A 16,574-nucleotide genomic window follows, 5' to 3' on the forward strand; every position below is an offset into this window, starting at 1 on the left:
GTTATTTCTGTGCTGTAATAAACCATCTTTAGGTGTCCATTCAACTGGATTTCATACAAGTTTCTACCGTCCATGAAATGGGATTGTATACATGCTTAGTCTGTACACAAATATGGGTTTTTACCTTCTATACAATGTCCATTGTCCAGAATCATTCCCCTCATCCAGTTGTCCAGAATCAGGGATTTTACCCCTTTGACATTGTATGTAAATGTGGATCCATCAAGCAGTTTTACAGTTCATCATAACATCGTTTGATGCAGACTGAACTTTTATTCCCTTTGTCTTAAATGTCCACCTTATAGGGTACATTTTAAGTCGCGACAAGTTGCCACTTTCAAGCTCCTCATCAAGTCTATCATAGATATTTTTATACTTTTCAAAAAATGCTTCAAGACGTTCCTCACTGTCATTAACGTCCTTGAGTTCTTCTTCATAATTGAATATCAAAAATGGTAAAAGCATATACACTTCCTTATCAAAAATGTCATCCTCAGTAAAATCTGACATTTTTACTAAAGGTACATTGTAAGAAACTGTCTTACCTCCAGGCATATCAAGTTCTATAATTGCTTTGTCAGGTGCATTATCTGCCTTTTTAAGAAGCAACAGACCTGAGTTAGGAAAATTGAATCTCACTTTATAGCTACTACTTTCGTTGTTTTCCTTAGCAATCTGCGACGAATACTCAAAAATTCTTATGAGTATCTCGTCACTGTACTTTTTACTCTCACATTCCAGATGATATCTTTTTGTTATACCATGCCATATGATTTCAAAAAACGAATCAGTAATTCTTTTATCAGTTGCTTCGTCCTCATGTTCTACAAAATGTTCATTGCGTAGTCTCTTGATAACCGCTGTTGAATCATATTTTTCTTCAAACATCAGGTTAACAAAGGGTATCACGAGATCATCGCATACTGTTTCCATGGTTCTGAAAGCATCATCATATGCTGTGTCAGAATATAATGGATTATTCTTTTGTTCTTCCATTTTTTCTCCTCTTTGTGAAATATAGATTACAATTTCCACATGTCGGATAAGAAATTAGAATACTGCCATGAACGTAAAAAGAATACAAAACTGTAACCAAACTACATTATAATCTGTACACACATGGGAATAATCTGGCGAAATGCCTGAATCCTTTCATGAAGAAACTGCTTAAGTATAGTATCACGATAGGATTCCAATGTAAAGTAAATTATATTTTAAAGGTACATTTTTCCCTCGTCAAACTATTATTAGATTCTCTGTTTTTACATCTATTAACATTTCCAAATTAGTCCTCGCCTCACTTTCATACATATCCCCGGAACTATAACATCAAGCGATGGCTCATCCATCATAAGATCATGTTCCTGGGGAGTATGGATGATTGTAAGTTTGTCTATGTTGCAGTAGTTCTCATAATTTCCTGCTTCGTAGCCCATCATATAGGTCCAGTATCTGTAGTTCGCACCGGTTATGCCGGCAGGTATCTGATCCGGCTTAAAATAGATGACATTGCCGTTAAAAAAAGAAGGTTTATGGTGAAGAAGATCATCAGAGACATGAGCTGCGTTGTCAATCAATACGTCCAGCATGCCGTTTTCTCTGATTTCTTCGAATAGTGGGCACGTTTCATAGTAATCTCTGCTGATTTCATTAAACATACTTTTGCTCTTTTTTTGGATTTCCTCATTTGAGATTGCATGGGAATCCAGCATAATAAGATGGCTTATCTCATCTCCCGCGCTTTCGAGCTGGCAGGCCATTTCGTGGGCCACGATGCCTCCATAGCACCACCCGCCAAGTATATACGGACCCTGTGGCTGATACTCTTTTAATGTTTGAATGTATTTAGCAGCAATATTCTTAATCCCGTAGACAGGATTTTCATGATGGTACAGATTATAAGGTTCGATTACGGCAAAAGAAAAAACATCTCTGATTCTGTCTGCTAATCTGTAATAAACGCCCCCATCCGAATTAGCTGTATGAATAAATACCAGTTTCGGCCCGCTGTTTTCTGAATATATTCTTATATCAGGAACACTCTTTGTAACAATACTGTTCCCCCTAGAAAATCCATATACATCAGCCGAAGTTTCTCCAACATACGGCTTCTTTGCATGACCTTTACTGCTGAAATCATTCCCCATCAGATATATCCAATCGCTTATAGATTTATCTGACGGGTAGTATTCCAAGAGAAGCTCCATAAGGCGCGCCACATAACTTTTAAGTTTCTTTTTTTCAACGGCCAGCTGATAAGAAAGAATATACAGAAAGCTAATTTTCCTTCCGGATTCATTACTATGAACAAGGACCACTTTCATCATACTGCTATACTGCGGATCAAAAGGCTCATGAAGGAATTTTGCACGCAATTTATCTCTTTCTTCCCTGTCAAAGGTGTCCATACTGATGAGCTCCATAGGAATTCTTCTATCGGTGATAACCTGCTGTATGACCGATAATACCTTGCGATACACAATAGCTGACCTAAGTTCTTCGTTTTCTTTTGCAACAATATCCAGCGCTTCCCTTAGATGCTCCGGTGAAATAATGCTATCAACCTGCAGCATGAGTGCATTCATATAGTCACTGCGATCCGGATAAAAAAGCTGGTTAAAGAGAATGTCATCCTGTCTTGGAGATATCGGCAATACCTTTTCTATATTTTCGCCTCTCTCAAAAAAATCCCTGCGTATTGCTTCGTATTCTTCCGCGGACCAAAGCTGCTCATAGGCCACTTTAGCCTTATCTGCAATCTCTTTGAAATTATCAAGACTTAGGATATCAGCTCCACTTATCTTAATGCCCTGTTTGCGAAGCCGCATTGAATAATCCATGGCAGATATGGAGTTGCCGCCAATCTCAGTAAATTTATCACCCACACCGATAAAGAAATCCGTGCCAAGTGTATCCTCAGCTGTATAAATAACCCGTGCCATTACTTCGCTATCAGGAACGCCATTAATAATTCGCTTTTGCTTTGGTTTCGGAAGCTCTTTTCTCAGAATCTTCCCATTGGCATTTCTTGGAAAAGCATCCATTCTCACCCAGATATCGGGAATCATATAGTGTGGAAGATACTGTGAGATTTCAGCCTTAAAAGGCGCTGCATCAATCTCTTTTTCTGACTCATAGTAGCAGCAAAGATGCTCAGTTCCATAGATATTTCTTACTACAACCGCCACCTGCCTGAGCGCGTTTATCTCTAATTTTACAGCCGCATTGGCAATCCTATTCTCCACTTCTCCCGTCTCAATTCTGTAGCCCCTGAGCTTGACCATGTTGTCGATTCGTCCGAGAAGTTCTATATTCCCGTCTGGCAAAAAGAATGCTCTGTCTCCTGTGCGAAACCATATCTTCCCATCAAGTTCAGCCCACTTCTCTTTACCAAGCTCCGGCTGTTTATAATATCCCTTTGCCATATAATCAGTAGAAATAAGAAGCTCTCCCGCCTCCCCTGCTTTGACAGAATTAAGCACTTCATCAACAATCAGCGTTTTTGTATAGGATGATGGAGCGCCGACAGACATGCTCTCTTCACCACCGAATGCTTTTCTGGAAAGAATTCCTCCTGTTTCTGTGCATCCGTATGAATTAATCAAAAAACCGTTCTTAGATAACGGCCTGAAATTCTTAAGTTTCTCTCCCCCGGTAAAAATACAAATACCGTCAAGGTCATAATCTTCAACAAAAATTACCGCAAGGGATGATGGCATGAAAATATGAGTTATCTTTTCTTTTTGCAGAAAATCATAGAGATACCCCATATCCTTTTTTGCCTCATCCGGGGCAATACATACTGTTCCACCATGTAATATTGTCCCCATAAGAAACGTCTGAGTGGCAATAAAAGAAAATCCTGACATAATACCACACCTGGTATCTTGATTTAGTTCCAGCCCTTCATAACTCTTGATATACTCCGTCATGTGTAGAAGCATGCCCTGTGTATGAAGAACTCCCTTAGGTTTTCCCGTTGTTCCGGAAGTGTATAGCAGCATGGCAGGAGAATCTATGGAAATCTCCCCGCTGCAGAAGGGCATTTCATCAATCGTCTCTATCTCATCAATAAAAATGACTTTACTCTCCGGAAAACCAAGCTTCTTTTTCTCCCAAAGCTGTCTTGTGGTCAAAACAGCCTTAATATCTGCATCTTCCAGAATGTATTCCAGTCTCTTTACCGGATATTCATCGTCAAAGGGAACATAAATGCCACCAGCACATAAAACTGCAATTATCCCCGGAATCACTTCTTTTCTATACGGAACATAAATCGCCACTGTATCTTGTTGTTTGATTCCAAGCGCAATAAGCTTATGAGCAAGTGACGCACTTATTCCCATAAGCTCTTTATAAGTCATACTCCCAAAGCTGTCCAAAGCAGCTGTTTTCTCGGAATATTCTTTTGAATGCTCAATCAAGTATTCATAAAACAACTTCATAGAGGTATATTTATTATCTCTTTATTAAAAAATAATCTGGCAGATACATATTAATTATACGCCAAGACACGCGTAAATCTAAATGTTTTAATGAACAATCTGTGGCATCACTTTTGACCTTTGCATCATAAATATAAAAATAGCCCCTCCCGACTATCTCGCGAATTTCCTCTGAACATAAAAGAAAGATGCCTCCCCTCACACAAGGAAAAGCATCCATCTTTTATCATATTTTTAGTGAAGAAAAATATTACTGCAAAGTAAAGCTGCACTCACCAATTGAATATGTTGTAGTTGCAGTCCATCCTATAACAACTTCATCATGAGCAGGAATCACTGCACTCTTTACTCCTTCCTCTTCAGAAAGCGCAATCTCAACAGGCTGGCTTCCGTTAAGCGTTGCAGTAACTGCACTATCTGTTGCATTAACGATTGTGCCTGTGATAGCAGCTGAACCATCTAAAGCTGCGATTGTAATAGTTTTATGTGAGTAATCAATCAAAAGGATTGCATCAGCAGCAACAGTTGACTCACCTGCCCCAAACTCATAAGAACCCGCAAAGCTCTCTGTAACAAGCTGTTCAACCTTAACCTCGAATTCCTGAGACTGGCCAAGGAATGAACCTGTAACTTTCTTAGTGCCTGTTGTTGCTGAATCGAATCCGTCATAGTTAAGACGGCCATTCCAGATAGATTCTTCAGAACCATTAGCGCGAACTGCTGTAACAACAAGTTCACCTGCATCAAACGCATCGCCTGTGTAGAAAGTGCGAAGCTTTGAAGAATCGATTGCAATGCTCTGTGCAGCAGCATAAGGCATACCGTAAATATTGATATTACGTGTGAACATACCGCCTGAAAGACCAAAGCTTAAGCTTGCCTCAAGTGTATAATCGCCATGCTCTGTATCAAAGATAAATACATCAGCATCTTCACCGCCTTCAACATTTACTGCGCGTGTAGCACCTGTAGAATCCTGGGTTCCGGTGATATGAACTACGAAGTTTCTGTCTCCGTTTTCATCATGGTTGTACCAGTATCCATATACATACATTACCTGACCGCCACCAACTGAAGTAGTAGGACCTGAGAATGTACCGTACATAGAACCATCTACTGCGCAATACATATCAAGGCATGCAGGATCAACGATTGTGCTGAATCCTTCTGTGTACTGACCTTCAAAGAAGTAAGCAATCTCCCCGTTTGCTTCCTTAGCTTCCCAGTCATCACGTGAAATAGCTGCCAGTTCTTCGATAGACTTACCTGCAAAACTGTTATCTGAAAGATTCATGCTATATGGATCTTCAACATCTGATGAGCTTGCAAGGACTTCTGTTGCAGGAGCCACATCTACGAATGAAAGTCCGAAGATTGCTGCACATGCAATAGCTGCAAGAACTCCGCCTGTAGCAAAATCCTTAGCAGGCTTAACTTCTTCCTCAACCTTTGTCTGCTTCATAAAGCAGGCAATTACACAAAGAAGTGCTGCAACAAATGTGCCTGCCATGTAAAATACGCAGAGTGTTGGATTTCCACCAGCAAATGTTACATGGTTGATAACATCAGCAAATACGAAATAAAGCTGTACTACTACAAGATAAAGAGCTACGTTGTAAATAACTGCCTGGATAAAAGCGCCAAAGCGTACAGGCACAAAAAACATTACTATTGAAATAACGGCACCAACAAGAAGTACCACTCCGGGCATAGTGCCTGTGTGACCAAGAGGTGCTGCCACCTCCTGAGTCATCAAAAAGCAAATCCCAGTAACAAGCGCAACCAGCGCAGCTGCCAGGCAGAAGTAGCTGCCAATGGCTTTATTTTTTAAGCGTTCCAGCATCGATTCCACCTCCATTAATTCTGTTTTCCTAAAGCGCCTACAGTTTCTTTTGAGAATACCTTTGTATATGTGTGAAGTACATACATAACAATTGCAGCAACCAAAAGAGCAATAACTGTTACATCAAGAACCCTCAAAAGAATCTGCCACCATGGTGCTGCGTCAGAAACAACGATTTCTTCTGCATCTGCGCCACCCATTGAGGACTTGAGCATGATGTAGTACATATAGCGGTTAGAATCAAGAACTTTCTGAAGGAGATCTCCATCGTCAGTATCATTGATCAGTTTTTCAATTGCAGTAGGTCTTGCTGTATCAAGACAGAAGATGTTGTTACCTGCCATGAGCATTTCAGGAGCTGAAGAATAAGCAGATGCTGTAAGAGCATCATCGATTATATATCCATCATATTTCCACTCATCACGAAGGATGTGCTGAATACCCTGGCTTGCTGCTGCATACATAACACCGATACGGTTGTAAGCAGTCATAACACCAAGAGAATCGCCCTCAGCAAGTGAACCTTCGAATGCTCTCATGTAAATCTCACGGATAGCCTGTTCGTTAGCATATGTAGAGATACCCTGTCTTCCTGCTTCCTGTTCATTTAAGAAGAAGTGCTTAACTGTTCCGATAAGGCCCTTTGTTCTCATACCATGAGATACATTCTTTGCCGCATAGTAGCTGAGTACGCCGTCTTCTGAGAAATACTCTGAAGTACGTCCTGAATATGGGGAACGAAGTGTGTCTGCACCAGGTGCATACGCAATCGGGATAGAAGCATAAAGCGCATCTTCGCCGTACATCTGACCAAATCTTGTCTGTACATCATGATCCCATGTAGCGCCCACGATAGGAAGTGTTGCCCATCCTGTGCAGTTACGACGGTCTCCGTACTTAAACTGACCATTCATACCTTCAGGTCCATCAACGATTGTGCATCCTGGTTTATTTACAGCCTTAACTGCTTTGATTCCCTTTGAATCACCCATATTGATAAGAAGCTCAGACAATGTAAGCTGAGATAAGAAGTCATCCCACTTAGGATCGTCAAATGCAACACCCTTCATATCGATGAAATCGATCTTCTTATCAAGTTTTACTCCAAGTTTAAAGTCTGAAACGTGCTTGGCATCAGCAGCCTTAACGTATGTCTGCATGTTGAGTCCGTCATAAAGCTTACTGTTTACTGTGATTTTTTCCAAAGTTGTTGGATATGTAGCATCCCAGTCTGAACGAGAAAGATATGTGATCTTCTCATTGTCATCAACCCAATAGTTTACATCTGCATCATCAAATGTATTAGTAACTGTTACATCGCTATTGTAGCGGGATTTGCTATACTTTGCTGTATCAACTTCTGTATTAGGAGCTGTCCACTTTGCAGCAGCCTCAGTGTTTCCTGCTACTACATTTCCTGCTTCATCTGTAAGCTTTCCTTCCACATCAGCGCCGCATTTAAGTGCAAGCACGTTGTTAAGAGCATCATGCGCGCCATTACCAACTGCAAAGTAATAATCACCTGCATCAAGAATGTATCCCTTTGCGCCGATTCTGTCATAAGAAGCGATGAAGTAGCCAGGTACATCGATCTCAACAGTCTCTGATGTTCCTGCAGCTACATCTATCTTGTCATAACCAAGAAGCTGAATGGAAGACTTCTCAACGCCGTTCATCACATCATATTCTGTATATGGAGACTGTCCATAGAGCTGAACTGATGCCTTACCATCCATGGCGCCTGTGTTGCTGACTGTTACAGTGGCTTTAAATGTATCTGAAGCCTCATCATATTCAAAATTGTCCATATGGTAATCATATGTTGTATATGAAAGACCATATCCAAATGGGAAGCATACTTCATCAGCATAGTTCCAACCTGATGCAGAAGCCTTAGCGCCTGCAGCTGAATCAGCATTTCCCTGGCCGAGTACTGTATCTTCATAACGAGTTTCATAGTATCTGTAACCTACATAAATACCCTCGTTATAACTTACGAAATTTTCACCGGCTTCACGAGGTGCATAAGTGCCATAATCATACTTGTGAAGTCCGAAGTTTTCAGCTGAAGGAGCTGAAAGTGAATTAGCTGCAAATGTTGCAGTTGTATGACCGGAAGGATTAACTTCACCTGTCACTACTCTGATAGCGCCCGGCATACCATAGAAACCGGGATTTCCAACCCAGAGAACTGCATCTACATCATATTCTTCAAGCCAATCCATCTCTAAAGCAAAAACAGAGTTTAAAAGAACTACTGTCTTGTTAAATTTACCTGAATCCTTGATGCTCTTGAAGATTGCCTTCTCATTGTCATCAAGTTCAAGCATTCTCTTGCCCTTGTCGTTAGTCATTGCAAGGTCGTTTCCTTCTGTAGCAAAACGGGAAAGAGTTACAAAAGCTACATCACCATAGGATGCATATGATTTTTCCAATGCAGATGTAAAAATAGAAGAATCGTATTCTCCCACACTTGATACGCTTCTTGCCTCTGTTACAGGCGCTGCATTGTAAGCATCAAGAACTGTCTGGTTTACGTTAAAACCTGCTCCCTTAAGTGCATCAACAGGAGTCTGCTGAAATTCTTTGTTTGTTGAAGAGCCACCTGCTGTACTACGGAATACAGGATCAATGCTTCCGCGTCCAAAAGCAGTTACATTGCGCTCAGAATCTGATAATGGAAGCGCATTGTTTTTGTTATAAAGAAGAACGCTTCCCTCTGCCTCTTCCTGTTCACAAAATTCATAAGCTGCCTTGATATATTTAGAGTAGCTGTCATCTGTAAGTGTTCCGTCTTCTGAGAACTCAGTTCCACCATATGTGGCACCGGAGCCTTCAATACCTAGTGCGTGGTTGATCTCACCTTCTTGCTGGAAGGCAATTGCAGTTCCTGTATAAACAAGATTTGATAAAAGAACTGCAGAACCTGCAAGTCCGAGCCAAAGCCCTGACTTGTTAGAACTTTTCTTTTTCATCCTTAACCCCATCTTTCCTCAAATAATCGTCAAAAATGCTCTCTCCCATATATAAGGTTGTGCACCACCCACACTTGGAAATGCATTTCGTGAATACTACTAAATACTAACCGAAGTGCATTTTACAATTCAACAAAATGGCATAATTGTATAAAACCAGGTCATAATTTACACAAAAAAAAGAAATCGAAATGGATTTTTTACATCCAAATCGACTCCTTTTTTATCAAATAGCACTTATTCTACTGTAATATTTTCACTAGAAGGAAGGGTTATTAGCAGGTAGAATATTTCATTTTCAACAAATATATGTGCATTTCCACCATAAATCTCTGCTGTGTTTTGTATACTTTTTACACCATAGCCATGTTCCTTCTCATCAGGCTTAGTGGTAACAAGGCTGCCGTTTTCATACTTTGGCCTGTTTGGCGTATAGTTTTCAACTCTTATAACAGCCATGTTCTTCTCTTTATGTATATCAAGGACTATAACTTTTTTGGCAGGATCCGACACCTGTTCCAGACATTCTATGGCATTATCCAGAGCATTTCCAAGCATTGAATAGATATGATAATGCTTGATATGCTCAAGGCACCCTGCATCAGCGGAACATATCAGCTGTATTCCGGCCTCATTACATTTCGCTGACTTCTGGGTAAGCGTGATATCAACCGCTTTATTGCCGGTAAAATATCTAAGATTAAGCTCGGCCATCTCTTCTTCAAGCTTACTTCGCTCTTCATCAGAAGCTTTTGTGTACTGCTGTTTAATGTCATGATAACGGATATTGATTATTTCCATATCCCTTTTGGCCTGCTCATACTGCTCTTTATCAGACTCAAGAAGCTGCGCCAGTATCTGATTTTCCTGCTCAAGCTGTTTAACATTAAAATTCGAAAATTCCAATGCCAGGATTGCAAGGGCAAATAGAATACAAAAGGCATTGAGGCACAAATAACTTGTAAGATAAGATTCCGAGTTTTGAGGAAAACCGCTTTCAAGCAGAGAACTTAAATATACCGCCGCCACCAGGAATACCCCGGAGTACACTACAATTCTGACATTGTCAAACTGCAGGTCTCCCTTTTTATAGTAAGGTCTCGTATATTTAAAGAAAACGACCACCGCGATCAGAATAGAAACCAGAAGAAGCGATGTGATAGCAAAACCGTAGCCTGTCAGATTTCTTTTCATCGAAACAGGCACAACCAACATATAGGTGAGTTTGCTTGAAATATGCTGAATTGCATAAGAACAGGTTGTATAAAAAATCGTATGGATTATCGTACATTCAAAGCATATCCATATCAGCGCAAATATGAGAACTGTATAAATCAAAAGTCGAATCTTGCTCTCGACACTAAATACTTCGCAAATTTCAGCTACCGCAAAAAATGAGATTATTCCAATCACAAATTTAGGTAAAAAATTATCTCTCTTATGTCCCCAGGGCATGAACAACAATGCCGCAAAGAACATTCCAACCGGCACCTGCCTGGCAAAAATATACTCCATTATTGACATGGATCTTCCCATCCCTTCTTAGCCAGATATCTTGAAAATGCGTCCATAAAGGACTCCTTGAAAGTGCGTCCTATAGGAAGAAGTTCCTCCCCTATATAGACGTTCATACGACTGACCGCTGTCACACTTTTTATATTCACCAAAAAACTGGATGAGCATCTCCAAAAGCCATAGGGCGATAGCCTCTCTACCGCATCCTGCATGGTTCCTCTGTTTTTAATTACAATCCTGGCACCAGTGGTGCTGTCCTTCACATTATATAAAAGGTAATGCTGACGAACTTCAACATAGTCTATGTTCGATGCATTCACAATCCTTGAAATAGTGCCATCCTTAAGCACAAATGTCGTATCAGCCTCTTTTTTATGACGACTAAGATTCTTTTGTATTGCAGTAAGAGCCCTGTCCATGGTCAGGTTCAGGATATAGGTCTGAACAGGCTTTACCATAAATCCAAGCGCTCCTACAGTATAACCATTGATGGCAAACTGCTGCAGATTGGTGCAAAATATGATGACCACCTCATGGTCAGTCTCGCGAATCTTCTCTGCAAGTTCCATCCCTGACATACCGGGCATATCTATATCCAAAAAGAGCATGTCAAAGCCTTGTTCACCGCCATCGAGGAATGCATGCGCACTCTCATATTCCTGGAGTTCATATTTAAGTATGTTTTCCGCAGCGTATTCTTCAATTTCCTGCTTTAGGCGCTTACGGGAATCCATGTCATCATCAACAATGCCAATACGTATCACAAATTACTTCCCCTCTTATTGCCTTGCAGCCTTTCTTGCCTTCTTATCTGCATACATTGCTTCGTCAGCCCGGTCAAAGAGCGACTGAAAATCCAGAGACTCATTTATCACACCGGTGGCGCTTCCGATACTTGCAGTAATTTCATACTCCTTTTTTCTTACAGCTTCCTTTTGCTGAAGTACATTTTCAATTCTGCTTCTCACCGTATCAGCCGACAGATAGATCTCCATATCGGTCAAAAGAGCGCAGGCAAACTCATCACCGCCATACCTTGCGCAGATACCATTTCTTGAAGCCAGATGTTTGACCGCCTCTGCCATGTTCTGAATAGCAAAATCCCCCTGTGCATGACCAAACATATCATTTATATACTTCAGTTTATCCATATCAATTGAAAAGATGGTCAGATACTTACCATAATTGTCTGTATTCTCGATTATCTTCTTTACTTCTGCCAAAAAGCCGCGTCTGTTGTATATCCCCGTAAGATAATCAATTATAGAGTTTTGCGCTATCTCATTCCTTATGTCAGCGAGCTTTCTGTTCGTTACCACAGCATTAATCGCAGAGGAAAGAAACATGCCAAACTCCTCACACCTTCGCACATCCCTGTTCTTGGTGGCCTCAGATCCACACACAAGGTATCCGAAAACCTGATTTCCCGTATGCAAAAGACGAATGAGCAAAAGGCTGTAATTACTGTTATTTACAATATCATTAAACCCCGGAATAAATTCCGGCTCATCGTAAGAACTTCCGATGCCTGTTCTCTCACCGTCTTCACATCTGAAAAGTGTCGTGTATCTATGCTTATCAATGCCCTCTATTTCAGGTGCCAGAAGATCTGAAAAAACACCTACAAACTGAAATTGCCTGTCCCATATCCACAAAGTCTGTGTTATTATCCTTGAAAGTTCGCAGACAGATTCCAGAACTGCGGCCTGTGACATAAGACTATTAATACTGTTTACTGCCCAGTTTACATCGTAATAACCGGCTGAAAGAACCATAATATCTTTTGGCGCAAGAATATCCCCGGACCTTCTACATCCACAAGACTCCCTGAGCTTAAGGACAAAATCCACATCATGATAGGACTCTTCCTTAAGATCAGTGCATTCCTTAATGAGCCTTATGACCATCTCTGCCTCATCCGCGTAATCCGGAGCCACAGTAGTTATGGATGGTACGTTGTAGAGGCCGCTCTTTATTCCGTCAAACCCTGTAACAATCACATCTTCAGGAACCTTTATGCCATGTGATATCAATTCATCCACACATGCAATGGCCATGTTATCATTAGCACATACTATTGCATCAAACTCATCCCCTGACTGGATAAAGCTCTTCGTTGCAGCTCTGGCAGGCCTGTCCCAAAATTCTCCATATAAAAGCCGATTTTCCTCAAAAGGAATATCATTTTCAGCAAGTACCTCTTTATAGGCACAGATTCTCTCCTCAGAAAAATGATCTCCCTTGGGTCCCGCAATCATATTTATCCTGCGGCAGGAATGAACGTCTATAACGTGCCTGACAATCGCCTTGAAACTCTCCTTATAGCACATGGAAACGTTAATCCTTTTGGGAAGATACTTCTCCATGGCAATAACAGGTATCCCTTTTCTTCTGCCTAGTTCATTTATAGCCACAACCAGATAATCATTTTTGATAAATTCAAGCTGCACTATAATAGCCTTTATATCAAGATGTCCACAAAGTTCTATAAGCTTTAGCTCACAATTATCCCTATCCTGATCCCAGACAGTAGTTTCAGAAAAACTAAACGCCAGAATAAAAAATCCCTGTTTACGCCCTTCTTTTTCCAGCTCTCGTATGAAATTGCTGTTTTTTTCCTGGTCAATCATTCCACCCATGAATGCGATCAGTTTTTTCTCTTTATCCATAAGCAGGCATTTTCTCACATAATACAAATGAAATCCATAAGTTGATCCATGTACTCGTACCCTCAAACTTCAATAAAATCAGTCTACAAGTTCCCTTATCTTCTCCCAACTCATACAGCGTGTATAATTCTCCCCGGGGAGTTCACAATCCTGATTCCAGGGTCTGTTATAAACCATGACCTTCATATCAGGAAGATGGTCAAAAAACTTGAAAGCCATTGGTGAATCCTCAATAGCATAATCGAATTTCATCTTATAATAGTCTTCAAGTTCCAAGTTAAACTCGCTGTTCTTTATAAAGGAATCTCTTCCATACTTATTAAGGCAATAAAGCTTAACACGCTCAAGATTATGTTCATCGAGCCATCTGCGGGATGGTTCATAAGCGCTGGAGGGACGCCCGGTTATAATAGAAACCTCATGTCCTTTATCAATAAGTTCATTGAGCACAGCAGATGCGCCGGGTGTCTCCTCATAAGAAAGAAGCACTTCCGGACGATGTCCCTCAAGCATCAGCTGTTCATATTCATCATCTGTAAGACCAAAAGACTTCTGAAGATTAAAAAAACGTACCTCTTCATAGGGAACGTTTTTCCTAAAAAGTCTTGAAGCAATTCCTGTAAATGCTTTGGCTGTTTCACACAGACAATCATCAAAATCTACGTAAAATTTCATCTACATTTTTCCTTTTCAACATCAATAATACATTTAAGCCAAAGCACATGGTAACATAACTGATTCTAATTTTCCATAAAAAGTTAATAATCATTCACTCTGATATCTGTCAGTGCAACTATATCTCCGGTCAGCGCAACATAAACCTCAGTATTGTCATCATTTATCGTGGTCGTGTTTTCTATCGCAATTCCAAGATTCTCCGTCTCAGTATAGACTTTATTCCCCTTTTTATTTATAAGCACTTTGCACTCAATGCCCTCTTTGCAAATCTCCTTCCACTTATCCCAACCGGGAAAAGCCTCTTTTTTCTTCATAGAAAAGCTGTTGTGGGCGGCAGGGTCATCCCCTTCAATCTCACCATTGATCTTTATAACTGCATACTCCTTGTATCCTTCGCCACCAACTTTTCCATCCTCAGAGTAAAAGAGTACGATATATGGGCAATGCCATACCAATCCGGCAAGTGGAAGCGTCATCGAATGGAAATTGATCCTCATTGTGTTCTTGATCTTTATTCCATTGGTATGCGCTGAACGGTATTTATCTACCTGAACATTCTTTACATCCGACTCTATGCGGTCTATAAAGCTTATCCTATCAGCGATTCTTTCTATATCTGCTTCACTGATCTTCTTTCCGGTGTCAATAACATTAATATCCTGAACTGTACAATTTTCACCGGTAAGCGCTAAATAGGCTTCTTTTGTATTGTCAGAAAGAGCAACCAGCACCTCAAATTCACCATGTTTGCTCTTCATGATAATCTGCATATGGTCATCTAACTTAACAGTGCTTATCTTATAGGCATTTTTGCCCTGTGCAAGCTCATCACCTGCATCTTCTGCAAGTTTAACCTCCATATTTCTTACATCTCCTGTGACATAATGCCCATCAAACCATACTTCTCCATATTCCTGGTAATGAAAGGCATCAATAGCCTTTGGATTATCGTGAAAGTGCCCATCAAAAGAATCAAATAGTATAATGGACGGCGCCGAAAACTGTCCGCTTTTCAGTTCATTTTCTTTACATGTAAAGGATATTTCTGTGATTGCATCAACAAAATGAATGCCATGAGTAACCGCATCCTTATACTTATTACATACAAGCTCTTTTTCTATTGTATCGTCTGTAATCTGCTGCCTGCTCTCTTCATCGATTATCTGCACCATGATCTGAGCATACTCCGGATCATATAAAGTCCCTTGAGCTTCAATAAACTCTTCCCTTACGATAAGATACGGCAGCGCCTCGTGATATTTTCGCGCAGTTGTCATTGTGGCAAATGCATCTGCCACAGCTATAATTCTTGCCGCATCCGGAATTTCTTCACCCTTTAAGCCCTCCGGGTAGCCACTTCCATCATATTTTTCGTTGTAATACTTTACACCTTCTTTAATATATGGATATTCCAAAATACCGGAAAGTATGTCACCTCCGATAATAGATTTCTTTTTTACGATAGCTAACTCTTCCTTAGTATATTCCCCTTCCTTTTCAATAATGCTGTCAGGAATTCCTATTACCCCTATCTCATGAAGGAGTGCCGCATAGTATACTTCTTCACATTTTTCCGGATCTTTTCCGGAACGCTCTGCAATTTTTCTTGCAAGATTTGCGACCTTTGTAGAATGCCCCTTTTTACTAATATCTTTCTTTTCAACAACCTTCACAAACGCCTCTGCAGTCTGGTCAAAAAGGCGCTTAAGACGCATCTCACCCTCTTTGAGTTCTCCGATTTCAATCTGGTGAGCACGGACAACTTCAGCATTAATATCAAGATAGGTAAAGATATATAACGATAATGAAACACAAGCCATCGCCATATTCACTATCGATACTCCGTATTGAAAAATCTGGACTATGCCCATTATTATTGGCACATAGATGTATAAAACAAGAGACAGATAGATCAGACTTCTAAACTTCTTTTTGTATTGCCTAATAACTGTATACTGTATCAATGGGCAAACGATCGGAATAATATAACTTATCAAAAAGCCACTACCCCTATGATAAACATTGTACTCATCAAAACTATAAATAAAACCGGTAAATTGTGAAACAATCACAAGGAGCATACCTAATAAAGAGCCTATAGTCACAAACTTGATCCTTACCGGTATCCTTCGCACCTCACTGTTTTCCATCAAAAGGTTCATCAGATACAGATTAAAACCAAAAACTATTCCTGAAGTAAAGAAAAAAACCGCAAAATTACTGACTCTGACCATAACATATGCTGTCCTGGAAACATCTCCCGAAAAAACGTACGCCATACGGTCAAAAAGCAGTAAGAACCCTGCTATGCATTCCATGTTGATAAGAATCAGTCTTCTCTTTCTTTCGATTACCTTTGTAAACAAAAGAAGTAGCGCAAACGAAAAGCAGGCTGCCGAGAGCGAAAGCATGATATCCAATTGGTAAGTCCTGATAAAATCAAACATTT

9 protein-coding genes are annotated in these 16,574 nt (G+C 40.3%); all 9 read right to left on the reverse strand.

The annotated features are described in order from the left end of the window. Positions 1-222 precede the first annotated feature (222 nt). Positions 223-996: a hypothetical protein gene (locus tag BM086_RS18880; RefSeq protein WP_092331349.1), complete on the reverse strand. Its 774-nt coding sequence runs from the start codon at positions 994-996 to the stop codon at positions 223-225. 275 nt (positions 997-1,271) lie between these two features. After that, entirely contained in the window at positions 1,272-4,445 is a 3,174-nt protein-coding gene (locus BM086_RS18885) for an AMP-binding protein (RefSeq protein ID WP_092331353.1), read from the reverse strand. A 250-nt stretch (positions 4,446-4,695) separates the two neighbouring features. After that, positions 4,696-6,288 (reverse strand): bacterial Ig-like domain-containing protein, encoded by a 1,593-nt coding sequence (locus tag BM086_RS18890; protein ID WP_175560380.1) that lies wholly within the window; start codon positions 6,286-6,288, stop codon positions 4,696-4,698. 14 nt (positions 6,289-6,302) lie between these two features. Then, complete coding sequence (locus BM086_RS18895; RefSeq protein WP_175560381.1) at positions 6,303-9,263, reverse strand: beta-glucosidase; 2,961 nt, start codon at positions 9,261-9,263, stop codon at positions 6,303-6,305. A gap of 237 nt (positions 9,264-9,500) precedes the next feature. Continuing rightward, the gene (locus BM086_RS18900) at positions 9,501-10,787 is read right to left on the reverse strand and encodes an ATP-binding protein (RefSeq protein ID WP_175560382.1); all 1,287 of its coding nucleotides are present in this window, start codon (positions 10,785-10,787) and stop codon (positions 9,501-9,503) included. After that, positions 10,778-11,542 carry a LytR/AlgR family response regulator transcription factor gene (locus tag BM086_RS18905; RefSeq protein ID WP_092331372.1) on the reverse strand — a complete coding sequence of 255 codons (765 nt, stop codon included), beginning with the start codon at positions 11,540-11,542 and terminating at the stop codon, positions 10,778-10,780. The genes BM086_RS18900 and BM086_RS18905 overlap by 10 nt, the downstream gene beginning before the upstream one ends. Positions 11,543-11,557: 15 nt before the next feature. Continuing rightward, positions 11,558-13,447, reverse strand: coding sequence for a substrate-binding and GGDEF domain-containing protein (locus BM086_RS18910; protein ID WP_092331377.1), 1,890 nt, complete (start codon positions 13,445-13,447; stop codon positions 11,558-11,560). Between the two features lie 78 nt (positions 13,448-13,525). Beyond that, entirely contained in the window at positions 13,526-14,122 is a 597-nt protein-coding gene (locus BM086_RS18915) for a 5' nucleotidase, NT5C type (protein WP_092331381.1), read from the reverse strand. An 83-nt stretch (positions 14,123-14,205) separates the two neighbouring features. Next, positions 14,206-16,572 (reverse strand): HD domain-containing phosphohydrolase, encoded by a 2,367-nt coding sequence (locus BM086_RS18920; RefSeq protein WP_092331385.1) that lies wholly within the window; start codon positions 16,570-16,572, stop codon positions 14,206-14,208. Between the last annotated feature and the right edge of the window lie 2 nt (positions 16,573-16,574).

The organism is Butyrivibrio sp. YAB3001 (genome assembly GCF_900112195.1).
Classification (GTDB): Bacteria; Bacillota; Clostridia; order Lachnospirales; family Lachnospiraceae; genus Butyrivibrio.